The 21,552-nt window shown below is 67.0% G+C and carries 20 protein-coding genes; 8 read left to right on the top strand and 12 right to left on the bottom strand.

The genetic code is table 11. The annotated features are described in order from the left end of the window. Positions 1 to 306: 306 nt before the first annotated feature. Complete coding sequence (locus tag ACWF4Z_RS19115; protein WP_452244405.1) at positions 307 to 993, bottom strand: FadR/GntR family transcriptional regulator; 687 nt, start codon at positions 991 to 993, stop codon at positions 307 to 309. Positions 994 to 1,062: 69 nt separating this feature from the next. Next, the gene (locus ACWF4Z_RS19110) at positions 1,063 to 1,788 is read right to left on the bottom strand and encodes a FadR/GntR family transcriptional regulator (protein ID WP_452244404.1); all 726 of its coding nucleotides are present in this window, start codon (positions 1,786 to 1,788) and stop codon (positions 1,063 to 1,065) included. 227 nt (positions 1,789 to 2,015) lie between these two features. Between ACWF4Z_RS19110 and ACWF4Z_RS19105 the strand changes: the two genes are divergently transcribed. Genes ACWF4Z_RS19105 through ACWF4Z_RS19085 form a run of 5 tightly spaced genes read left to right on the top strand, consistent with a single transcriptional unit; the run spans position 2,016 to position 8,518 of the window. Next, positions 2,016 to 3,635: an ABC transporter substrate-binding protein gene (locus ACWF4Z_RS19105; protein WP_452244403.1), complete on the top strand. Its 1,620-nt coding sequence runs from the start codon at positions 2,016 to 2,018 to the stop codon at positions 3,633 to 3,635. An 11-nt stretch (positions 3,636 to 3,646) separates the two neighbouring features. Further along, complete coding sequence (locus tag ACWF4Z_RS19100) at positions 3,647 to 4,606, top strand: ABC transporter permease (RefSeq protein WP_452244402.1); 960 nt, start codon at positions 3,647 to 3,649, stop codon at positions 4,604 to 4,606. Next, entirely contained in the window at positions 4,606 to 6,570 is a 1,965-nt protein-coding gene (locus tag ACWF4Z_RS19095) for a dipeptide/oligopeptide/nickel ABC transporter permease/ATP-binding protein (protein ID WP_452244401.1), read from the top strand. The genes ACWF4Z_RS19100 and ACWF4Z_RS19095 overlap by 1 nt, the downstream gene beginning before the upstream one ends. Beyond that, positions 6,567 to 7,586: an oligopeptide/dipeptide ABC transporter ATP-binding protein gene (locus ACWF4Z_RS19090; RefSeq protein WP_452244400.1), complete on the top strand. Its 1,020-nt coding sequence runs from the start codon at positions 6,567 to 6,569 to the stop codon at positions 7,584 to 7,586. Before ACWF4Z_RS19095 ends, ACWF4Z_RS19090 begins: the two co-directional genes overlap by 4 nt. Then, positions 7,583 to 8,518, top strand: coding sequence for a dihydrodipicolinate synthase family protein (locus tag ACWF4Z_RS19085; RefSeq protein ID WP_452244399.1), 936 nt, complete (start codon positions 7,583 to 7,585; stop codon positions 8,516 to 8,518). Before ACWF4Z_RS19090 ends, ACWF4Z_RS19085 begins: the two co-directional genes overlap by 4 nt. Before the next feature lie 26 nt (positions 8,519 to 8,544). Here the strand turns inward: ACWF4Z_RS19085 and ACWF4Z_RS19080 are convergent, their stop codons facing one another. Then, positions 8,545 to 10,494 carry an exo-alpha-sialidase gene (locus ACWF4Z_RS19080; protein ID WP_452244398.1) on the bottom strand — a complete coding sequence of 650 codons (1,950 nt, stop codon included), beginning with the start codon at positions 10,492 to 10,494 and terminating at the stop codon, positions 8,545 to 8,547. Positions 10,495 to 10,677: 183 nt separating this feature from the next. On the opposite strand from ACWF4Z_RS19080, the gene ACWF4Z_RS19075 reads away from it, so the two are divergent. Next, a complete protein-coding gene (locus ACWF4Z_RS19075; protein WP_452244397.1) occupies positions 10,678 to 11,322 on the top strand; it encodes a GPR1/FUN34/YaaH family transporter in 645 nt (214 codons plus the stop codon). Here the strand turns inward: ACWF4Z_RS19075 and ACWF4Z_RS19070 are convergent. The 6 genes from ACWF4Z_RS19070 to ACWF4Z_RS19045 all read right to left on the bottom strand — a co-directional run bounded on the left by ACWF4Z_RS19070 (position 11,311) and on the right by ACWF4Z_RS19045 (position 16,985). Further along, positions 11,311 to 12,975, bottom strand: coding sequence for a S53 family peptidase (locus ACWF4Z_RS19070; RefSeq protein WP_452244396.1), 1,665 nt, complete (start codon positions 12,973 to 12,975; stop codon positions 11,311 to 11,313). The genes ACWF4Z_RS19075 and ACWF4Z_RS19070 overlap by 12 nt on opposite strands. A 130-nt stretch (positions 12,976 to 13,105) precedes the next feature. After that, positions 13,106 to 13,429 (bottom strand): putative quinol monooxygenase, encoded by a 324-nt coding sequence (locus tag ACWF4Z_RS19065; RefSeq protein WP_452244395.1) that lies wholly within the window; start codon positions 13,427 to 13,429, stop codon positions 13,106 to 13,108. A 40-nt stretch (positions 13,430 to 13,469) separates the two neighbouring features. Further along, the gene (locus ACWF4Z_RS19060; RefSeq protein ID WP_452244394.1) at positions 13,470 to 14,168 is read right to left on the bottom strand and encodes an endonuclease/exonuclease/phosphatase family protein; all 699 of its coding nucleotides are present in this window, start codon (positions 14,166 to 14,168) and stop codon (positions 13,470 to 13,472) included. A 2-nt stretch (positions 14,169 to 14,170) separates the two neighbouring features. Beyond that, entirely contained in the window at positions 14,171 to 15,142 is a 972-nt protein-coding gene (locus ACWF4Z_RS19055; protein WP_452244393.1) for a proline racemase family protein, read from the bottom strand. Further along, a complete protein-coding gene (locus tag ACWF4Z_RS19050) occupies positions 15,139 to 15,792 on the bottom strand; it encodes a response regulator transcription factor (RefSeq protein WP_452244392.1) in 654 nt (217 codons plus the stop codon). The genes ACWF4Z_RS19055 and ACWF4Z_RS19050 overlap by 4 nt, the downstream gene beginning before the upstream one ends. Continuing rightward, positions 15,777 to 16,985 (bottom strand): sensor histidine kinase, encoded by a 1,209-nt coding sequence (locus tag ACWF4Z_RS19045; protein ID WP_452244391.1) that lies wholly within the window; start codon positions 16,983 to 16,985, stop codon positions 15,777 to 15,779. Before ACWF4Z_RS19045 ends, ACWF4Z_RS19050 begins: the two co-directional genes overlap by 16 nt. A gap of 174 nt (positions 16,986 to 17,159) precedes the next feature. On the opposite strand from ACWF4Z_RS19045, the gene ACWF4Z_RS19040 reads away from it, so the two are divergent. Continuing rightward, positions 17,160 to 18,239 carry an acyltransferase family protein gene (locus ACWF4Z_RS19040; protein WP_452244390.1) on the top strand — a complete coding sequence of 360 codons (1,080 nt, stop codon included), beginning with the start codon at positions 17,160 to 17,162 and terminating at the stop codon, positions 18,237 to 18,239. 2 nt (positions 18,240 to 18,241) lie between these two features. Here the strand turns inward: ACWF4Z_RS19040 and ACWF4Z_RS19035 are convergent, their stop codons facing one another. Next, positions 18,242 to 18,436 (bottom strand): hypothetical protein, encoded by a 195-nt coding sequence (locus tag ACWF4Z_RS19035; RefSeq protein WP_452244389.1) that lies wholly within the window; start codon positions 18,434 to 18,436, stop codon positions 18,242 to 18,244. An 85-nt stretch (positions 18,437 to 18,521) separates the two neighbouring features. Here ACWF4Z_RS19035 and ACWF4Z_RS19030 point away from each other — a divergent pair, with 85 nt between their 5' ends. Beyond that, positions 18,522 to 19,679, top strand: a complete 1,158-nt coding sequence (locus tag ACWF4Z_RS19030) for a cytochrome P450 family protein (RefSeq protein ID WP_452244388.1) — start codon at positions 18,522 to 18,524, stop codon at positions 19,677 to 19,679. Between the two features lie 180 nt (positions 19,680 to 19,859). Here ACWF4Z_RS19030 and ACWF4Z_RS19025 read toward each other — a convergent pair whose 3' ends face one another. Together ACWF4Z_RS19025 and ACWF4Z_RS19020 are read right to left on the bottom strand one after the other, a co-directional pair. Then, positions 19,860 to 20,618, bottom strand: a complete 759-nt coding sequence (locus tag ACWF4Z_RS19025) for an ABC transporter permease (RefSeq protein WP_452244387.1) — start codon at positions 20,616 to 20,618, stop codon at positions 19,860 to 19,862. A 10-nt stretch (positions 20,619 to 20,628) separates the two neighbouring features. Then, positions 20,629 to 21,534 carry an ATP-binding cassette domain-containing protein gene (locus tag ACWF4Z_RS19020; protein WP_452244386.1) on the bottom strand — a complete coding sequence of 302 codons (906 nt, stop codon included), beginning with the start codon at positions 21,532 to 21,534 and terminating at the stop codon, positions 20,629 to 20,631. Positions 21,535 to 21,552: the final 18 nt, after the last annotated feature.

Genomic DNA, 21,552 nt, shown 5'->3' with positions numbered 1-21,552 from the left:
TTCACGGACAGGACGGTTCTGGACCACCATCGCGGTGATCAGCAATCTGTTGGATGTCATGACCGCACGCTCAGCGCGGGCAGCACCCCATCCCGGGATCTCTGGAGACATCAATCCGGCATGTCGCGAGACACGTGTCCGGGATGTCGTGAACCACAACACTGCCCCCGCTACCACAGAAGGCCTGGACCATACGGTCCAGGCCTTCGCTTTGTCGTCGTGCTGTTGTTCCCAGGTCAGTACCCAAATCGTCTTCTGCGGCGTCCCGCAGGCCTCGTTGCCGGCGCGAGATGCGTTGGGCGGGGTTCAGTACGGGCCGGTGCCGAGGCGGCTGCGGACTTCGCCGAAATGAGCGTGGACGGATTGCTCGGCCTGGTCGGCGTCGCCGGAGCCGATTGCGTCGATCACTCGTTGATGCCGCGCCGCGATTTCGTCGGGTGAGGTGGTGAGAGTCTCCAGGTCGGTCTCGACGGTCCGGTAGACGTCCCAGAACAGGCCGACCAGCTCGCGGGCCAGCGGGACCCCGGCTGCGTCGCAGATGTGCTCGTGGAACTCGCGATCCGCGGTGGCCGCGTCGGGGCCCTCGACGCGCATCCGCGCGACGCAGCCGGACAGCTTCTGCCGGAGCTCGCCGGTGTCGGTCCCGGCGACGCGGCGGGTGAGCTCGGTTTCGAGGATCTCCCGAATCTCGAGCAGCTCGCTCAGTCGCTCGGTGCTGCTGCCGGACAACCGGGTACGGAACAGCAGCCACGGATGCAACGCTGCCGAGCTGGCCGAGCCGACGAACGTGCCGTAGCCGTGCCGGATCTCGACGATCCCGAGCGCCTGCAGGGCCTTCAGTGATTCCCGGACCGAGTTGCGGCTGACGCTGAAGTCGGCCATCAGTACGTTCTCGGGAGGCAGCGGGGCGCCGGGCTCCAGGTGGCGCTCGATGATCAGGTCGGCGATCGCGTTGGCGAGCTCGTCACTGCGTTTCGGCCGAGTCACTGCCACGACGCACTCCTGTCCTCTACCCGATCAAGCAGTCCTCGATCACGCAGTCCGTCCAGCATCTGCCACATGCTACGTCGCAGTGGCCGCGAGCCGGTGGCGGACACCGGCGAAGTGCGCGGCCATCGCGCTCGCGGTCGCGGTCGAGTCAACCGCGGCGATCGCCCGGTAGATGGCGCGATGCTGCTCCAGGATCACCATCGGCGGTTCCTCCGGCGGGGCCAGTTCGGGCTCGATCCGGTGGTACGTGTCCCAGAACGCGCCAAGCAGCCGGCTGACCAGCGTATTGCCGAGCGGCCGGAACAACGCCTCGTGGAAGAGCCGGTCGACACCGGGGGAGATCCCGCCGACCTCGGCCTCGGCCGCCATCGTGGCGAGCACCTGACCGAGCTCGCGGAGATCGGGCCGCTGCTCGCGGGTGATCATCCGCTGGGCCAGACCCGACTCCAGGGCCTCGCGGACTTCGGTCAGCTCGGCGAGCCCGCGCCGCCCGTCCCGCAGGGTGATCCGGGTGTGGAACGTCAGTTCGTCCACCAGTGCGCCGAACGACATCCGGCCGACGTACATGCCGAGCCCGCGGCGTACCTCCACGATGCCGACGGCCTGCAAGGCCTTGATCGCCTCGCGGACCGAGTTCCGGCCGACGTTCAGCCGGGCGGCGAGCTCGGCCTCGGTCGGCATCGCGTCACCGGAGGACAGGCCGAGCCGCAGGATCAGATTCTTGATCTGGTCCTGCAGCAACTGGGTCCCGGCGGGTCGCGTGGGCAGGGCCCGCGGGCCAGTGGGGAGATCGACCATCAGCACTTCCTCCGCGCAGCGTCACGAAGACGCCGCACTGTCACGAATCGGCGCCGCCCAGTGACGAGGTGGAACTCACCGGTCACGAGCTGGTGTAGGCGGCCTTGTCCGGTCTTGACCGACGGGGGACAGCCTCCTAAGGTCGGCAGTCGTAGGACGTGGGATGTGGGACAACCCAACCTACCTGCTGCGAGGCGTAACCAACATCCCCTGCCGCTGGAGGCATCGTGAACCAAACCGCAGGATCCGGCTTCGACCGCCGCTCGTTCCTGAAGTACTCCGGTGCGCTGGGCGCGGCCGCGACGATCACTGGTGGATTGTCGGCCTGCAGCAGCGGCCCGGCCTCGACCGGAGCGGTCGGCGCCGCCGGGGACAACGACCTGGTCACCGCCGTGATCGGCTACGGGAACAACCAGAGTTGGGACCCGACCCTCAGTGCCTCCGCCTTCACGATGGCAGCGAACCAGCACATCTACGAAGGCCTGCTCGACACCGACCCGATCACCCGGCAGCCGTACGCCGCGCTGGGCACGGAGGTACCGGCCGACCTCAACGCCACCTCCTGGAAGTTCACCCTGCGAGACGGGGCCAAGTGGCACGACGGCGAGCCGGTCACCGCCGACGACGTCGTCTTCACCTTTCAGCGGATCCTCGATCCGAAGCTGCAGGTGCTCACCTACGCGTTCTTCGCCAGTTGGCTGAAGGAGGTCAGGAAGATCGACGACAAGTCTGTCGAGCTGGTACTGAACTTCCCGTTCCCCGACGGCGCGCCACGGCTGACGACCGCCAAGATCATGCCCAAGCACGTCTTCTCCCAGCCCGGTGCCTGGGACCTGGCCAAGAACGGCAAGGCGGTCGGATCCGGTCCGTACAAGCAGGTCTCGCACCAGCCGAAGTCGAACACCACCTTCGAGGCCTTCGCGGACTACAACGGCCCACGGCCGGCGGCGTTCAAGAAGATGAACTGGCTGAGCATCGTCGACTCCTCGGCCCGGGTCGCGAAGATCTCCGGCGGCAGTGCCGAGGCCCAGATCTCCGACAACATCCCGTACGCCAACATCGAGCAGCTGAAGAGCTCGGGCCTCACGGTCGAGGGTGGCAAGGGGATGAACCACCTGTTCCTGATGTTCAACACCGCGAACAAGCCGTTCGACGATGTCCGGGTCCGGCAGGCGCTGTTCACCGCGATCGACACGCAGAAGATGATCGAGGTCGCGCTCAAGGGCCGCGGCACGGCGAGCACCTCGTTCCTGAACGAGCAGAACCCGGCCTACGCCAAGTCGCGGACCGTCTACAGCTACGACCAGGCGAAGGCGAAGGCGCTGCTCGCCGAGGCGGGCGTGACGAACCTGTCGATCAATCTGCTCGCGGTGAACGTGAGCTGGATCGTCGACTGCCTGCCGACCATCGCCGCGTCCTGGAACGCAATCGGCGTGAAGACCACACTGGAGCCGCAGGACACCGCCGCGGTGTTCACCAAGATGGACCAGAACGCCGACTACCAGGTGGTCGCGGCCGCGTCGAACCCGAACCAGTTCGGCGCCGACGCGGACCTGATTCTTCGCTACAACTACACCCAGGGTGGGGTGTGGATGAAGTACACCCGCTGGCAGAACAGTGCCGACGCCAAGGTGATCTTCACCAAGATGGACGAGGCGATCCGGGCCACCGACGCGGACACCAAGCTCAAGCTCATCCACGAGTATCTCGACCTGGTCGCCGAGCAGGCGGTGCTGTATCCCGTCGTCCACACCGAGTTGATGACGGCCTGGAACGCGAAGAAGCTGAGCGGGATCAGGGCGCTGCCCTATCCGGGGATCAACCTGCTGCAGGCCAAGCGGGCCTGAGGTCGTCGACTGTGGCCGTCATCGTCAGAATGCTGGTTCGCCGGCTACTGCTCCTGGTTCCGTTGCTGCTCGGCATCATCGCGTTCGTCTTCCTGGTGATGCGGTTCTCGAACAACGATCCCGCGATCGCCTATTTCCAGGGTGCCAACCCGACCGAGGAACAGTTGCACCTGTTCCGGCAGGAGAACGGCCTGCTGGATCCGCTGCCGCTGCGCTACGTGCATTTCGTCGGCGACCTGCTGCACGGGAATCTGGGAACCAGCGTGCTGACGAAGGCGCCGGTGCTGCAGTCGGTCACGACGGCGATGCCGCTGACGTTCCAGCTCACCCTGCTGGGACTGCTGATCGCAGTAGTGCTGGCGGTGCTGTTCGGTGTGACAGCCGCGATCTTCAGGGATCGCTGGCCGGATCAGGCGATCCGGCTGGTCTCGTTGATCGGAGTGGCCGCACCTTCGTTCTGGCTGGCGCTGCTGATGATCCAGTACCTCGCGGTCGACCGCGGCTGGTTTCCGCCGAGCGGCTATGTGAACCCGGCCGACGGGATCGGTCCCTGGCTGCGGACGTTGACTCTGCCGGCGCTCGCACTGTCACTGCCGGTGGCCGCTCAGCTGACCAGGATCATCCGTACGTCGGTCGTCGAAGAACTCGACAAGGACTACGTTCGGACCGCCATCGGCAGCGGTCTGCCGCCGGTGGTGGTGGTCGGCCGCAACGTACTGCGGAACGCACTGATCAATCCGCTCACCGTGCTCGGACTGAGGATCGGCTACCTGCTCGGCGGAGCCGTCGTGATCGAGCAGATCTTCACCCTGCCGGGGATGGGCACCCTGATGATCAACGCCGTCCGCGATGGTGATCCGGCCGTGGTGCAGGGCGTCGTACTGACCATCGCGGTCGGCTTCGTGGTGGTCAACCTCGTCGTCGATGTGCTGTACCTGCTGGTGAATCCGCGGCTGAGGAGCGCTGCCTGATGCGCGGAGGACTGGCTCGGCGACTCTCCCGGCCCGGGATCAAATTCAAGCGGCTGCCACCGCCGGCCTGGCTCGCCGTCGCCGTCCTGGCGGTGGTGATCCTGGCTGCCGTGTTCGCTCCGCTGCTGACGCCGTACGACATCCTGACGCAGGAGGACGTCGGTGGTGGACCCTCGGGTGCGCACTGGTTCGGGATGGACAGCGCGAACCGTGACATCTTCACCCGGCTCGTGTACGGCGCCCGCTGGTCGCTGATGATCGGCCTCGGCGCCACCGCGCTCGCACTGATCGCGGGTGCTGTCATCGGAGCCGTCGCGGCGACCTCCCGCAAAGCAGTCGATGAGACGGTGATGCGGGTCCTGGACGTCGTGATGGCGTTCCCCGGGATCGCGTTGGCCGCCGTACTGGTCGCGGTGTTCGGTGGGTCCATCCCGGTGCTCGTGTTCGCGATCGCCTTCCTCTACACGCCTCCCGTGGCCAGGGTGGTCCGCGCCAACGTGCTCGCGCAGTACGGCGAGGACTATGTGGTCGCGGAGAAGATCATCGGCGCCCGGACGCCACACATCCTGCTCAGGCACGTGGCGATCAACTGTGCCGCTCCGGTGCTGGTGTTCTGCACGGTGATGGTTGCCGATGCCATCGTCTTCGAGGCGTCGCTGTCGTTCATCGGGGCAGGTGTCCGGCCGCCGGAGCCGTCCTGGGGCTCGGTGATTGCCGATGGCAAGAACATGGTGTTGCTGGGTGGCTGGTGGGCGACGGTGTTCCCGGGCCTGTTGATCCTGATCACCGTGCTGTCGCTGAACATCCTGTCCGAGGGCGTCTCCGACGCGTGGGCGGCGCCGGCCGGGCGGCGCGTGGAGAGCAAGAAGCGGGACAAGGACGCGCTGGAGACTGCACGACCCGGCTCCGGTGAGTTGGTCGAACTCCCCGGTCTGGATCTGGCTGCGACCCGGCTGCGGGAACGAGCGCGGCCCTTGCCGGACCGCGAACCTGTGCTGTCCGTGCAGCAGTTGGCGGTCGGCTTCGAGGGCCGGCACGAAGGGGTCGACATCGTCGACGGGATCAGCTTCGACGTACGGCCTGGCGAGGTACTCGGCCTGGTCGGCGAGTCCGGTTGTGGCAAGTCGCTGACCGCGCTCACCGTGATGGGCCTGGAGCCGCGAGGCGCCAGGATCCGCGGCCGGATCCGGTTCGACGGCAAGGACCTGCTGAGTCTGCGGCGCTCCGAACGGCGACGGCTGCTCGGCCACGACATGGCGATGATCTACCAGGATGCACTGTCGTCACTGAACCCGGCGATGACGATCAAGGCGCAGCTGAAGCAGGTGGTTCGCCGCGGCGGACGGCGTACTCCGACAGAACTGCTCGAACTGGTCGGGCTGGATCCCGAGCGGACCCTGTCCAGCTACCCGCACGAGCTGTCCGGTGGTCAACGCCAGCGCGTCCTGATCGCGATGGCCCTGTCTCGCGAACCCAAACTGATTGTCGCCGACGAACCGACCACGGCACTCGACGTCACCGTGCAGGCACAGGTGATCCAGCTGCTGCTGCGCTTGCGCGCCGAACTCGGCTTCGCCCTGATCCTGGTGTCGCACGACCTGGCGCTGGTCGCTGACGTCACCGACCGGGTGGTGGTGATGTACGGCGGCCAGATCGTCGAGACCGGTGTCACGGCCGATCTGGTCGGCGAGCCCGCGCACCACTACGCCCGTGGCTTGCTCGGTTCGGTCCTGTCGCTGGAGTCCGGCGCGACCCGGCTGACCCAGATCCGCGGCGTGGTTCCCGCACCGGCCGACTTCCCGGCCGGTTGCCGGTTCGCGGACCGGTGCCCGATGGTCACCGACCTGTGCCGTACCACCGCTCCTGAACTGGCCGGGCGGCCGGCGCGACATCTGGTGGCCTGCCATCACCCGGCGGTCGTCCTCGGCCTGCCGGAGCCGCTGGAGAAGGAGGCGCTGCGATGACGGCGAACCTGCTCGAGCTGTCCGGTGTGCACGTCGTCCACCGGGCCCGGTCCGGTGGTCTCTTCGGTAAGGACCGGGTCTATGCGCTGACCGGGGCCGATCTGACCATCGCCGCCGGTGAGACGGTCGGAGTGGTCGGCGAGTCCGGCTGTGGCAAATCGACTCTGGCCAAGGTACTGGTCGGTGTCCAGCAGCCGACGGAAGGCACCGCGTCGTTCCGCGGTCGCGACATCTGGTCGATGAAACCGGCTGAACGCCGCGAGGCCATCGGTACCGGGACCGGGATGATCTTCCAGGACCCGTCGACCGCGCTGAACCGCCGGCTGGCCGTGCATCGCGTACTGCGTGATCCGCTCGACGTGCACCGCCGCGGCACCGTTGCCCAACGCAATGAACGCGTCCGGGAGCTGATGGCATTGGTGGGGCTGCCGCCGAGCGTCGCCGACGTCTTGCCCGGCCAGTTGTCCGGCGGCCAGCGGCAACGCGTCGCGATCGCCCGGGCGTTGGCACTCGAGCCGTCGCTCCTGGTCGCCGACGAACCGACCAGCGCCCTCGACGTCTCGGTCCGGGCGCAGATCCTCAACCTGCTGCTGGACTTGAAGGAACGCCTTGGCCTGGCGCTGGTGTTCGTCTCTCACGACATCCAGACCGTACGACGGATGAGTGATCGGGTGATCACCATGTACCTCGGCCGGATCGTCGAGCAAGCACCGGCCGGCGGCATCGCTCGGCAGGCGCGGCATCCGTACACGCGCGCGCTGTTCTCAGCCACCCCGGGCCTGATCTCGCCGATCGATCCGATCCCGCTGGTCGGTCCGGTGCCGTCGGCCACCCGGCCGCCGAGCGGTTGCCCGTTTCGGACCCGGTGCTGGAAGGCCGACGACAGCTGCGCCGACTCGATGCCGGAGTTCGAGTCCGATGCCGCTGACCCGGCGCATCGGTTCCGCTGCTATCACCCCGTGGTCGAGCGGGAATCCACCGATGACCTGATCACCCAAGCATTGGAGCGTTCATGACCTTGCCTGCCCGCCTGACCGGTGTCATCCCTCCGGTCTGTACGCCGCTGACCCCGGATCACCAGGTGGACACCACCTCCCTGGTCCGGCTGGTCGACCATCTGATCGACGGCGGCGTGAGCGGACTGTTCGTCCTCGGCTCCACGTCCGAGGTGGCGTACCTGCCGGACGGCCACCGCCAGGTGGTTCTCGACACGGTGGTGGGTCATACGGCAGGCCGGTTGCCGGTGCTGGCAGGCGTCATCGACACGGCGACCTTGCGGGTGATCGACCACGTCCGTACGGCGGTCGCGGCCGGCGTTGACGGCATCGTGGTGACAGCGCCCTTCTACACCCGCACCCACCCCGCTGAGATCGACAAGCATTTCCGGATGGTCGCCGCGGCCGCAGGGCTGCCGGTGTTCGCCTACGACCTTCCGGTCTCGGTGCACAGCAAGCTCAGTGCCGACTTGCTGCTGCAGCTCGCGTCCGATGGCGTGCTGGCCGGTTTGAAGGATTCCAGTGGTGACGAGGGCGGTCTGCGCAACGTCATCCTGCGGGCGCGCGACCGCGGCGACATCACCGACTTCAGTGTGCTCACCGGCTCCGAACTGACGGCCGACAACGCGCTGTGGATGGGAGCCGACGGAATGGTACCGGGTCTGGGCAACGTGGACCCGCGTGGCTATGCCAGGCTCTTCGACCACGCCGTCGCCGGTGAGTGGGAGGAGGCGCGTACCGAACAGGAACGGCTGGTGCGTCTGTTCGAACTGATCGGGGTCGGCGACCCGGCCCGGATGGGAATGAGCTCCTCCGCCCTCGGCGCCTTCAAGGCGGCACTGCAACTGCTCGGAGTCATCCAGCACGGTGTGATGGCACCACCCCAGATCCCCTTGGACACAGACGAAATCGCCCAGATCGGGAAGTACCTGGTTGCCGCCGATCTGCTCTGATCGGCGGCACCGGAGGGAAGCCTGCGTCAGCGGATGGAGTTGAAGGGGAGGTCGAGCCCCAGCTTGTTGGTGATGGGTTTGTTGGTGAGGCGGATCTGGTCGAGTTCGGTGCTGGACAGGGCACGGCGGTAGACGCGGACCTCGTCGATCGTGCCCTTGAAGCGGTTCGCGCCGTCGACCCGCTGGCCGACGTGGATGCCCTGGATGCCGAAGTCCTGGCCGGTACTGGCCGGTCCCGCCGGGGCGTCCGCGGAGCCGACCTCGACCCCGTCGACAAACAGCTTGAACTTGCCACCTACGCGCTGCACCGCCACCTGATGCCACTCGTTGTCGTTGTACGCCGTCGTCGACTGCACGGTGATGTTGAATCTCTCGACGGCGAGCAGAGCGACGATCCGTTTGTTGGCAGGTTCTGCCCGCACCCAGATCTGGGACGTCGTACCGGTTCCTTGCCGATAGGCCCACAGGATCGACTGCGCCGCCGTCGACGAGCCGTACTTGATCCAGGCCATCATGGTGAAGTCGTCCTTGCCGACATCGATCGACTTGTCGAACGGCACCTCGACGCGATCGTCCACACCGTCCAGTGCGAGCCCGTTCCCGAACTTGCCCGGGGCAACGACAGCGTCGCCTCGCACGTACGCCGGGTTGTGTGCCGGGCTGACATCGCGCGTCTGCGGCCCGGGGGCCGGCGGTCCGGGAATCCCCGGCGGAGTCCCGTTCGGCGTCGCCAGGTAGGCCTCGTTGAACCGTGCGAACCGGATCGACTCGTACGGCGAAGCCACGCCGGCCTCGTAGAACAGAGCGGCCTGGTCATCCGGGAGCTCGACCATGTCGGAGTAGGCACTCGGACCCCACCAGAAGACCTTGCCCTGCTGCCATTTGTCCCACGACCGCGCCTCGTCGTACGAGGACCGGATCGTCATCGCCTCGCGCGAGGCAGGGTTGGCAGGCGCCGAGAACAGCAGGCGGTTCCGCTTGTCTCCCTCGTTCCGCGCGGTCAAGCGCAGCAGGGAGCCTTGGACGTCGGGCATCGCGAGTGAAGGCAAGGCTTTGAAGGGGGCATCCCAGCTGTCGCCGCCGTCGCTGCTGATCGCGCTCGCGCGGCTGCCGACGTCGGTCCCGCGTTCGCGGGCGAGCGCGTAGATCCGGCCGTCGGTGAGCTCGACCACGGTGACTTCCTGGGCGATCACCTTGCCGTCGTCGCGGGAGGTGTTCGCGCCGATGTGCCAGGTCAGACCGCCGTCGTCGCTGTAGAGCAGGTGGGTGCCGTAGGTGTGCGGGCCGACCCGATCCCAGCTCTCCCAGCCCGCGGCGACGACCAGCCGACCGGCGTGCTTGCCGTGCTCGAGCTGGATGCCGTGCATCGGGCCGGTCGCGTACCAGAAGTTCCACGCCGGGAGCTTCGCGTCGGTCAGTTCGCGGTCCGCGGTCCAGGTCACGCCGTCGTCGTCGCTGGTCTGGACGTAGGGAGTCCGCTCGCAACCGTTCGGGCACGGGGCGGACGAGTTGTGGGTGCTGATCAGCGCGATTCGGCCCGTCTTCGCGTCGACGACCGGGGACGGGTTGCCATGCGTTTCGCCGTTGCCCTGGGAGATGACCTGGAGCGGTCCCCAGGTCTTGCCGTCGTCGGTGGACCGCTTCAGGACGAGGTCGATGTCGCCGTCGTCACCACAGTCGGCGACGCGTCCCTCGGCGAAGGCGAGCAGCGTCCCATTGGTGGAGCGCACGATCGCCGGGATCCGGAAGCAGAAGTACCCCTCGGTCTTCTGCTGGAACAACACGGTGTCGTCGACGAACGGCGTGGTCCCCGGCGTGCCTGTCTGCGCTGCGGCCTGGGCGGCAGGTGGTTCGGCCGGGGCAGGTCGGGCGGTGGCGGCCGGCGTACCGGCGAACGTCGCCGCCAGGGCGCCGACCGCCACCGCGGCGATGACGGCCGAGCGGCAGGACGTGGTTCTGCGAGGGCGGAGGATCATGTGTCTCTCCATGGTCGAAGGAGGAGTCGGACCGGAGAACATAGGACGTGGGATGTCCAACGTCAAGATAATGATCCGGCAGCCTTTCGGCAAGGGGTCGGCTGGGTGCCTCAAATCGAGACAGTTGGGGTGGGGCTGCGGGCCTAGCGTTGTGACGCCGGAATCGGCCGAGAGGAGCTTGCGATGACAACCATCGACGCTGGTGCCCAGAGTGTTCAAGAGGCTCAACATGCTGCGGAGGTCGCGGTCCCGGCCGCGACAGGGGATCCGGCCATGATCGGGCTGCCGAGTTTCATCGTGGGATCGGTCGCGCTCGGGCTGGTCCTGGTCGGGTACGTGTCAGCGGCGGGCGTCGGCGCCTCGCTTCCGCTGATCGTCGCGGCGACAGGACTCGGACTGCTGGTTGCGGCGATCTGGGCGGCGGCGCTCGGGCAGAGTGCGGTGGCTGGGGTCTTCGCCATCTTCGCCGGGTTCTGGCTGAGTTACGCGATGCTCGTGCTCGGGCTGACGCACAACTGGTTCGCCATCGCCGCCGGGGATGCCCTGCACACACAGGGCTTGTTCGTGATCTCCTGGCTCGTCGTGGTCGGGATGCTGACGTTGGGCACGCTGCGCCTGCCGGTTGCCTACACCGTGCTCTTCGCGCTGATCGAGATTGCCCTGGTGTTGGTCTTGATCGGCACGCTGCAACAGTCGGCCGGCACGCTGAAGGTCGGCGGGGTCGTGGTGTTCATCTTCGCCGCGGTGGGTGTCTACCTGTTCTTCAGTTCCGCATCGCAGGCGACCGGCGGCAAGGCGCTTCCGCTCGGACAGCCCTTAGTTCGCTAGGAGACGCAAGCCCAGGATGAACGCGAGGCCGTTCGGGGTTCCGACGCCGGTCATGGTGTCGTAGCCCTTCGCGGTCACCTGTGTGGTGTCGGCGTGGTCCTGGGCGTCGAACATATCGATGCTCGCAGTGTCGGTCCCGTCGGCCGGCGTGTAAGCGGCACGGTTCAAGGGCGGAGTGGCCGCGTCGACCGGGAGTACGTCGTGGAACGCCCGAGTCCCGTGGAGGCGGTAGAAGAGCGGATTGGCGAACCCGAAGCTCGACCGCCGACCCTGCTGGGCGCCGGCCACCAAGCCGGCGACCAGCGGGGCGGCCAGGCTCGTCCCCGCGTTGACCTGGGTCTGGTAACCACTCGGATTGCCGTTGTCATCCAGGGTCGTGTAGCCCGTCAGCATGCCCGTGTCGATGTCGCCGACGGCAGCGACGTCAGGTATCGCCCGGTTGACGAGCGTCCGGTGGCCGACCCGGATGTGCGACATCGACGCCGGTACGACGCCCTTCTGGTACGCGGGCTGCGGATACACCTCACTCGTCCCGCCGCCGGCCGCAGCGCCGATACCGAGGTCACTCCACTTGCCCTCGTCGAGGGTCGCGGTGTTGTTCGACCAGCCGGTCTCGAATACGCGATTACCCCGCTTGCCCAGTCCAAGCGTCGTACCGCCGACGGCCGTGACGAACGGATCCGAGGCGGTCAGCGTCGGGCCGGTGGTGTCGCCGGACGAGAAGTACAGGCCGACACCCTCGGCGGCCGCCCGGACGGCGATCGCATGCACGGTCTTCGGGGGCAGTTCGCCGATCGGGATCTGCCACGAGTTGGACACGATCGAGGCACTCGGCCGGTGACCGTCCCCGACCAGTACGGCGAGAGTCGCGTTCAGCAACCCCTGATCCTCGTCGCAACCCCCGCCGACGACCATCAGCTGGTTGGCGTCGGGAGCCATGGCGTAGACCGCCTCGGAATCCATCTCTGCTTCGTCGTTGTACCGATCCGCGGACCGCGTGCTCTCCGCGCACGAGCCGCCTGGGACCTGAATCTCCTTGTGCTGCCCGGGTTTCGGCGCCGGAAGGTGATTCCGCCGCGCGTACTCGCGCAGCGTCCGCAGCATCGCGTTAGGAGCCTCGCTCTCGGTCAACGCGACCGTCTGCCCCTTGCCGGTGAACGCCCACGACGCGCCGTAGGCAGCGCGCAACTGCCGCGCGGAGTACCCACAGATCGGGAGCGAGGCTTTCGACAGTCCCCGGTACGACGGTTTGACGGTCTGCACGTGTTGCGCCCAGTACTCGGAGCACGTGGGCTGTGCGGCCTTCGTCGTACGGGCTGCCGCGGAGTAGTGGTCTCCTAGCCCGGTCACCCCGAGGATCTCCGGCTTGAGCTCCGCATCGGCAACGGACCGCACCTTCGACACCGGTCCGGACGCCGAGACGTAGTCGCGGGCGCTACTGATCTGTACGTCGCTCAGTCCGCTGCCCGACAGCCAGTCCGTCACCGTCTTGGCCTGATCGGCGGACGGTCCGAAGCGGGCCGTGTACGCGTTCGGACTCAAGTAGTGGTGGAACGACGGGTCGCCCGGAGTGGAGACCGCGGTAGCGAACCGCTCGGCGGCAGCCAGGTCCGGCTTCAGCCACACCTGGATGGATGCCCGTTCCTCAGGCAACGCTTGGGCTCCGGGCACCCCGAGAGCTGCAATCGCACACCCGGCAAGGACAACAGCGGTCCGGCGCAAGACTCCTCCAACAACCAGTAGCGACTCGGTCACTTTACGCTGGCGTCAGTGGGGTCTTGAGCTATTTGACGGCGAGTTCGCCGAGCTCGGACCAGTCGTCCTGCGGAAGCTTGAAGTTGACGATGCGGGGCGTCTCCACCAAGTGCGGGGGCAGGTCCTGTTGGGCAGCTTTGAAGTGGTCCGAGGTGACGTGCGCCGTGGCGCCGTCGTCGTCGGCGAACGCCTCCACCAGGACGTACTCGTTCGGGTCGTCCAGGGAGCGGGACCAGTCGAACCACAGGCAGCCGGCCTCACCGCGGGTCGCGGTGGTGAAGTCGGCGGTGATGGACGGCCAGTCGTCGGCGGACTCGGGCTTCACGCGGAACTTCGCGGTAATGAAGATCATGCACAGCAATTTATCGCAGCCCTCAGCCGTCCCGGCGGTCTCAATACGAGACCCGCACCTCGAGACCGAGATGGTCACTCAGATCCCCTAGCGTGAAGGTCAGGGTTGCTGTTTCGACCGCGAGTGCCGGATCGGACAGCAGCAGGAAGTCGATGCAGTGCGGTGTCTTGCCGGCCGGTAGGTACGACTGATGGAACGTCGGTGGGCAGGTTGGTCCAAAGGCGTCGATCAGACCGGTCGCGGTGATGAAGTCGTTGTAGAGCGTGCTGTCGCGGGCGACGTTGAAATCGCCGGAAACGATGGTCGGACCGGGGATCTGGGCGATCCGGCCGGCCAAGGCGGTCAGCTGCGAAAGGTGCATCGCGTGATGGCGATTGGTCTCGGACCAGTCGCCGTCGCGGTTCGCGGTCAGGTGGGTGTTGAGGATGGTGAGGTCGCCGTAGGACGTGGTCAGCATGCCCTTCACGGTTCCGGGAAACCGGCGATAGCTCACCTCGACGTGTGGTCGACGCGAGAGCGTCAGTAGACCGCCGCGCATCCTGTAGCTGTGGTGACGGTACGACGGCATCGCGCGGAGCAACCGGCGTAAGTGGTAGTACGTCAGCACCTCTTGCAGATTGACGACATCGGCGCTCGAGGCCTCGAAGGCCGCACCGATCGCCGCGTATCGAGCGTTCAGGTGGGAGCCGAACACCGGGGTCCCGCGCGTGTTCAGCGAGGCAACCGTCAGCTGCGCCATACCTAGCGGAGGGTGAAGCCGAGGCCCACCGGGTCGCGGGGATCAAGGGTGAACGTGGCGGTGCCGGTGCGGTACGCGGTACCGGCGACCTCGGTGATGATGCCCTCGGCAACTTCTTCGACCACCCGGCCGGAGAACGTGGTCCCGACGATGGAGTCGTGCCGCAGCACCTCGCCCATTCCCAGTCGGCCCTCGTCGTACAGGAGGGCGAGGCGAGCCGACGTACCGGAGCCGCAGGGGGAGCGGTCGGCTTCACCGTCGGCGAAGATGGCGACGTTGCGCTGATGCGCCGGACCGAGCTCGTCGTACAGAATTGTCCCGTACAGGCCGCTCAGCCGGGGATCGGTTGGATGGACCGCGCGCGAGTCGAGTGCCCACTTGATCTCGCGGCCCACCGCCACGAGGTCGCGGTAACAGGACGGCGTCACCGACAGACCCACGGAAGCGGCCGGGACCGAGGCGTAGAAGGCGCCACCGAAGCTGAGGTCGGCGAGCACCTCACCTCGCGAGGTCGACACCGCCACGCCGCGATCCAGGACGTACGACGCAACGTTGCGGAAGGCAACGCCCGTCACGACACCACCGGAACAGGTGACCCGGGCAACGACCCGCCCGGACGGTACGTCGATGACCACCTCGGTATCACCATCGGCCGCAGCCGGAACCAATCCGGTCTCCACCGCCCACGTCCCCAACGCGATGATCCCGTGCCCACACGCCGTCGAGTAGCCGTCCTTGTGCCAGAACAGTACGCCGAAGTCCGCGCCGTCATCGTTGCCCGGAACAACAAACCCGCCATACATGTCCGCGTGCCCCCGGGGCTCCTGCACGAGCAACTGCCGGACCGCGTCGACCGACTGCGACGACTGGGCAAACACCCGCCGCTCCGGCACCGTCGTACCCGGAACGTCCACCGACGTGACGATCCGGAAAGGTTCTCCGGCGGTGTGATAGTCGACAACGTCTACTTTCATGACTGAGCAAGTCCCAGATAGGTCAGTACGGCGAGCACCCGGCGGTTGCTCGTGTCGTCATCGGCGAGGCCGAGCTTGCCGAACAACGAGGTCGTGTACTTGCTGATCGCACTCTCGCTCAGGTACAACCGCTCCCGGATCGCCTGATTGGACAAGCCCTCGGCCATCAACCCGAGGACATCGCGTTCCCGCTCCGTCAGACGGTCGAGGCGCTTGTTCGACGAACCGCTGGAGAGGAGTTTGGAGATCACGGCCGGATCCATGGCGGTCCCGCCGGCCGCGACCCGTTCGAGGGCGTCGATGAACTGATCGGCCTCGAACACGCTCTCCTTGAGCAGATAGCCGACCCCGCTCGCGCCGTCGGTCAACAGCTCGCGTGCATAGAGCTGCTCGACATGCTGCGACAGGATGAGCACCGGCAGCCCAGGCACCTCGCGGCGCGCGGCAAGTGCGGCCCGCAATCCCTCGTCGGACTGCGTCGGCGGCATCCGCACGTCGATCACCGACACGTCCGGCCGGTGCATGAGCAGCGCGGCCAGCGTCTCCGGTCCGGTGGCCGCCGTCGCCACGATCTCGTGACCGTAGGCCTCGATCAGGCGGACCATCCCGTCCCGGAGCAGGTAGAGGTCTTCGGCTACAAGGATTCGCATGGCACCGTCATCCTCGCACGCGTCGGCCCATCCGCCGGGCTACTGAGCTCCAGGCTGCCGTCGAACGCCGCCAACCGCCGGCGAAGACCGGCGAGCCCGCCACCCGCATCCGCGGACGCACCACCCTTCCCGTCGTCCGAGACGTCGACCACGACCGCTGTCTCGTCCATCGCGATCGCGATGGTGGCGTGTGTCGCCTCGGCGTGCTTGACCGCGTTGGTCAGCAGCTCCGCGATCCCGAAGTACAGCGCGGACTCGATCGGCGGATCCAGCCGCAGCTCATGCTCGGCGGTGACGGCCGTCTCGAGCGGGCTGTCCATCGCCAACGCCCGTACGGCGTCCGCCAACCCACGCTCGTTCAATACCGGCGGGTTGATGCCGCGGACCAGCTCGCGCAACTCGGACAGCGAGGTCGCGGCGCCAAGCCGCGCATCCCGAAGCAGCTCCTTGGCCGCCTTTGGATCGGTCTCCATCAGCTTCTCCGCCGTCGCCAGCGACAGCCCGAGCACGACCAGCCGCGCCTGGGCGCCGTCGTGCAGATCCCGCTCGATCCGGCGGATCTCCGCAGCCTGTGCAATGGTCGCGTCGGCCCGTTGCGCGGTCAGCTCCTGGACGCGGTCGGCGAGCGCCATCGACGGCGTAGGCCGCAGGAACCGCACGGCGATAGGCGGAAAGACCCGCCACGCGTACGGCAAACTCGCGACCGTCACCACCAAGCCGACGACCCACAGCAAAGGCATCGACCGAGCGAACCCCACGACCGCAACCGCCACTCCAGCCAGCGGAATCGCGGCGGCCGGCCCGGCCGTGACCGCGAGTACCAATGCGAAACGCAGATCCCGCCAGTTCGCCGGATCCCTCCAGCGGACCCGCATGATCAGGTCCCTCTCCGCGTCCCGCCGACTGCGCTCGTACGAGTATCCGTTCCACCAGTAGCCGGTGGACAACTGCGTGACCGTCCCGCGCTCGCGATAGTCGGCCGGAATCACCACGTCCGTCCAGCGAGCGACCAGTGAGCGGGCCATCCGGCAGACCGGCCGGACCAGCAGCAGCGAGCCGATGCAAGCCCACACCAGGGGCGCAAGCCACGTCCACGGGTTCTTCCACCAGATCGCTATCAGTACGGCGGTAGCCCATACGGCCGGGACCGCCATGCTGACGAACAGGACAGCGCAGGCCCGAACGAGCCCCACACCCACACTCTTGACCCAGGCCATCGGACACCCCTCTGATTACGGTTGGTGATTCCACTCTGCAGCACCCGAGCCGCGAAATCGCCCCGTTCGGCACCGAAGGGGGGCTAGCCCCACCCAACCGTGCGGCTGGGCCCATACTGCGTCGTTCTGAGCGCTTTTAGCGTTGCAGACATGGCATTCACGATGGATTCAACCACCAGCACGACCAAGGCCCGACTGTGGTTCGTGGACAACCTGCGGGTCGTCCTGATCTCGCTCGTGGTCCTGCACCACCTCGCCGGCGTCTACAGCGGGATGCCGGTTTGGTACTACACAGAGCGACCGACGAGCGGAGCGGTCGGCCTGGGACTGTCGGTCTTCCTGCTACTGAACCAGTCCTGGTTCATGGGCGCATTCTTCCTGCTCTCGGGCTACTTCTCGCCGGCGTCCTACGACCGCAAGGGTCCGCGCGCGTTCCTTCGCGACCGCTTCGTCCGACTCGGCGTCCCGCTCGTGGTCTTCTACTTCGTGCTGAATCCGATCCTCTACCTCGGCACCGGCATCAACTACCTGCAGAGCATCGGCAGCGGGCCACTCTGGTTCGCGCTCGCGCTGCTGGCCTTCGACACGTCGTACGCCGGCTACCGGCAGCTGACCCGCAGTCCGCGTCCACAGACCCCTCAACCGCTCAGATTCCGCGCAGTGATCCCCTTCGTGGCCGGACTGGCCGTGGTGACCTACGCAGTGCGAATTGTCATCCCGATGGGTCTGTCCGTTCCGGTCATCGACTTCCCGACGAGCGCCTACCTACCGGAGTACGTGAGCTTCTTCGTCCTGGGGATGGTTGCGTACCGGCGTGGTTGGTTCACTGCCACCTCGGCGCGGCTGGGCAAACTGGGACTAGTGCTCGCTCTTGGTGCCACTGTGGTGTTTCTGCCGCTCGCACTGACTGTTGGCGGGTCGTGGAGCGGCTACGGCACGCTGGGCTCGCTGTTCTACGCACTCTGGGATTCCTGCTTCGCGGTCGGCCTGGTGCTCGCACTACTCACGCTCTTCCGCCGTCGCTTCAACTCTCCGAGCCGTCTGTCCGGTCGGGTCTTCACGGTCTACGTAATCCACGCACTGGTCGTGACCGCGTTCGCGCGCCTGCTCGGCGACGTGGGCCTGCCCTCGCTGGTCAAGGTCACGCTCGGGGCTCTCGTCGTACTGCCTGCTTGCTTCTTGCTCGCCGAACCGATCCGGAAGCTTCCCGGTGTCCGGCGGGTGCTGTGAGGTCAGGCGGCTTGCCGGTTCTGAGCGGCCCACAGGGAACGGCGCAGCTTGGCCTTGTCCGGGTAACCGGCCGCGTGACCGATCTCGTAGACGTCGTGGCTGCGCATGTTGACCATGCCTGCAACGAACCAGACCGGGCTGCCCTCGGCCAACATGGTGACGATCATCGTCTTGGTGGTGTTCTCAACCGTGTTCATTCTGACCCTCTCCCTTGGTAGCTCTTACTGATACGTCGGATCAGGACGGCCGGAATCGACACCGCAAGACAGTATTTTTGGACCGGTGACGATCACCCCGAGCGACCCGTACGCCGCCTACTCCGCCCTCCGCGAATCCGGCCCGGTCCACCGGATCAAGGGGCCCGACGGCGGCGCCGCCTGGCTCGTGACGCGGTACGACGACGTCCGCCGGGCACTCACGGATCCACGGCTGTCGGTCGACAAGAGCCACGCACTGCCCGGCAACTACCGCGGTCTGAGCCTCCCGCCCGCACTGGACGCCAACCTCCTGAACATGGACCCGCCCGACCACACCCGCATCCGCTCCCTGGTCACCCGAGCGTTCACAGCGGGACGCGTAGACGCACTGGCCGATCCCATTCGTCGTACGGCGGACGCCCTGCTGGAGTCCGTCGTACGACGAGGCACGGCCGACCTGATCGCCGACTACGCCGGTCCGCTGCCGATGACCGTGATCTGCGACCTGCTCGGCGTACCTGAGGAGATCCGGACCAACTTCAAGGCCTGGACCGACACACTGCTCGCGCCGCCGGGTCCGGAGGACGCGCGGGCTGCGATCGGCGCGATGCTGCAGTTCTTCGCGCGGTTGATCGCCAGCAAGCGGGCCGAGCCCGGAGACGATCTGGTCAGCGATCTGATCGCGGTGCGGGACGACGGCGACCGGCTGACCGACGACGAGCTGACCTCACTGGTGTTCCTGATCCTGTTCGCCGGCTACGAGAACGTCGCCTATCAGATCGGCAATGCGACACTCGCGCTGCTCGAGGACCGGAGTCTGTGGGAGCGGTTGCAGGCAGACCGGTCGTTGCTGCCGGCCGCGGTCGACGAGTTGCTGCGGTACGACGGGCCCGCACCGCTCGCGATCCGGCGCTTCCCGCTCGAGGACCTGGAGATCGGCGGCGTGGTGATCCCGGCCGGGGAGACCGTCATGCTCGGGCTGGCCTCGGCGAACCGCGATGCGGACCGATTCCCGGATCCGGAGCGCATTGACTTCGATCGTGCGGGCGGCGGGCATCTCGCGCTGGGACACGGGATTCACTACTGCATCGGCGCGCCACTGGCCCGCTTGGAACTCACGATCGCGCTCGATGGCTTGCTCGATCACGCGCCCTCGTTGGCCCTCGCCGTGCCGCGGTCCGAGCTCCGCTACCGGGACACGATCCGCACTCGCGGCCTGGTCGAGCTACCCGTCGTCCTGTGAAAACCTTGTGAAAACGAAGCGCCCCGGTCAATGACCAGGGCGCTTGTCCGTGTGGGTCCCGGGGGGAGTGGGACCTCCACACGTTGGGGGGACTTTGACGTTAACTCGACCGAGGGGTCACCCCTGTGGCTATTCAATCTCCTTCGAATAGCTTTTCGGCGGGCGGCGCGAAACCTGCGCTCAACGGCTGGTCCTGCGCCGGTACAGCATTGTCGCCAGCGCGAACGAGAACAGGAGCAGACCACAACACCACGCGAGCGCGATCCAGCCGTTGGTGCCCATCGGTGTTCCGATCAACAGGCTGCGGACAGTCTCGATCACCGGCGTGATCGGCTGGTGTTCGCTGATCGGACGCAGCCACGCCGGCATCGTCTCGGGCTGGACGAACGCGCTGCTCAAGTACGGCACGAACAGCATGAAGAAGCCCATGGTGCCGGCGGACTCGACCGACTTGGCGATCGCACCGAGACCGGCCGCGAGCCAGGACAACGCCAGAACGTAGAGCAACAGCAAGCCGATCGTGGCGAGCCAGTCGACCACGCCACCGACCGGGCGGAACCCCATCGCCAGCGCGGCCACGATTACTAGTGCCGTCGATGCCGCGTTCCGGGTGACGCTCGCGGTGACGTGGCCTGTCAGTACGGCGAAACTCCGGATCGGCAGTGTTCGCAGCCGATCGATCATCCCGGTGTTCATGTCGTCGGCGACGGCCATCGCCGTGGAGGCTGCGCCGTACCCGGTGGTGAGCAACAAGATTCCCGGTACGACGTAGTTGATGTACTCGGTGCCTGTGGTGATCGCGCCGCCGAACACGTAGACGAACAGCGCCATCATCATCAACGGCAGCAGGATCGAGGCGAACAACGTCTCGACGTTGCGCCGCGCGAGCCGGATGCTGCGATCCACCATCGTGACCGCATCGGACAGTGCGTGTGCCATGAGCCGTCTCCTAAGCCGTCAGCGCGAGAAATACGTCGTCGAGAGTCGGGCGGTGTGATGACACCCGCTCGGGCTCCACACCGTTGTCGCGCAGGACGTCGAGCACGTGATGCAGGTGCGCCGCCGTACCGTCCGACGGAAGGCCGAGCACCAGGCCGCCGGTCTGCTGCGAGTTGTCCAGTACGCCGGTTGCCTTGAGCAACTCTGGTTCGGTGGCGAAGTGCAACTCGATGCGTTCGCCGCCGACCTGGGCTTTGAGGGCGTCCGCTGTGCCGTTGGCAACGATCGTGCCGTGATCGAGTAGCACGATGCGGTCGGCGAGCCGGTCCGCCTCCTCCAGATACTGCGTGGTCAGCAGGATCGTGGTGCCGTCCCGGACCAGGTCGCCGATCGCGTCCCACATCGTCGATCGACTCGTCGGGTCCAGGCCGGTGGTCGGCTCGTCCAGGAAGATCACCCGCGGCCGCGCGATCAGGCTCATCGCCAGGTCGAGCCGCCGCCGCATCCCACCCGAGTAGGTCTTCACCCGGCGATCCATCGCGTCGGTCAGTCCGAACTGCTCAAGCAGTTCACCGGTCCGGCGTCGGGCCGCGGGTCGGTCCAGGTGCATCAGCCGGCCGACCATCACCAGGTTCTCCCGACCGGTCTGGTTCTCGTCGACCGCGGCGTACTGCCCGGTCAGGCTGATGACTTCGCGGACCCGGGCCGGCGCGCGGAGTACGTCGTACCCGGCGATCGTGGCCTGGCCGGCGTCCGGTCTGGTCAGCGTGGTCAGGATCCGCACGATGGTGGTCTTGCCGGCGCCGTTCGGGCCGAGCAGCGCGAGCACGGATCCCTCGCGGACCTGCAGGTCGACGCCGGTCAGCACCTCGGTCGGGCCGAACGACTTCTGCAGCCCGGTTGCCTCGACGATCATGATCCCCTCCTTACTGCG

Source organism: Kribbella sp. NPDC055071 (genome assembly GCF_053608045.1).
Note: the sequence above shows the minus strand (reverse complement) of the source record. Positions and strands in the feature narration are given on the sequence as shown.

Excerpts from the sequence above, each read along its gene's own strand:
- ACWF4Z_RS19110 (WP_452244404.1), bottom strand. The coding sequence starts at position 1,788 with ATGGTCGATCTCCCCACTGGCCCGCGGGCCCTGCCCACGCGACCCGCC.
- ACWF4Z_RS19095 (WP_452244401.1), top strand. The coding sequence starts at position 4,606 with ATGCGCGGAGGACTGGCTCGGCGACTCTCCCGGCCCGGGATCAAATTC.
- ACWF4Z_RS19090 (WP_452244400.1), top strand. The coding sequence starts at position 6,567 with ATGACGGCGAACCTGCTCGAGCTGTCCGGTGTGCACGTCGTCCACCGG.
- ACWF4Z_RS19085 (WP_452244399.1), top strand. The coding sequence starts at position 7,583 with ATGACCTTGCCTGCCCGCCTGACCGGTGTCATCCCTCCGGTCTGTACG.
- ACWF4Z_RS19080 (WP_452244398.1), bottom strand. The coding sequence starts at position 10,494 with ATGATCCTCCGCCCTCGCAGAACCACGTCCTGCCGCTCGGCCGTCATC.
- ACWF4Z_RS19075 (WP_452244397.1), top strand. The coding sequence starts at position 10,678 with ATGACAACCATCGACGCTGGTGCCCAGAGTGTTCAAGAGGCTCAACAT.
- ACWF4Z_RS19065 (WP_452244395.1), bottom strand. The coding sequence starts at position 13,429 with ATGATCTTCATTACCGCGAAGTTCCGCGTGAAGCCCGAGTCCGCCGAC.
- ACWF4Z_RS19060 (WP_452244394.1), bottom strand. The coding sequence starts at position 14,168 with ATGGCGCAGCTGACGGTTGCCTCGCTGAACACGCGCGGGACCCCGGTG.
- ACWF4Z_RS19055 (WP_452244393.1), bottom strand. The coding sequence starts at position 15,142 with ATGAAAGTAGACGTTGTCGACTATCACACCGCCGGAGAACCTTTCCGG.
- ACWF4Z_RS19050 (WP_452244392.1), bottom strand. The coding sequence starts at position 15,792 with ATGCGAATCCTTGTAGCCGAAGACCTCTACCTGCTCCGGGACGGGATG.
- ACWF4Z_RS19040 (WP_452244390.1), top strand. The coding sequence starts at position 17,160 with ATGGCATTCACGATGGATTCAACCACCAGCACGACCAAGGCCCGACTG.
- ACWF4Z_RS19035 (WP_452244389.1), bottom strand. The coding sequence starts at position 18,436 with ATGAACACGGTTGAGAACACCACCAAGACGATGATCGTCACCATGTTG.
- ACWF4Z_RS19025 (WP_452244387.1), bottom strand. The coding sequence starts at position 20,618 with ATGGCACACGCACTGTCCGATGCGGTCACGATGGTGGATCGCAGCATC.
- ACWF4Z_RS19020 (WP_452244386.1), bottom strand. The coding sequence starts at position 21,534 with ATGATCGTCGAGGCAACCGGGCTGCAGAAGTCGTTCGGCCCGACCGAG.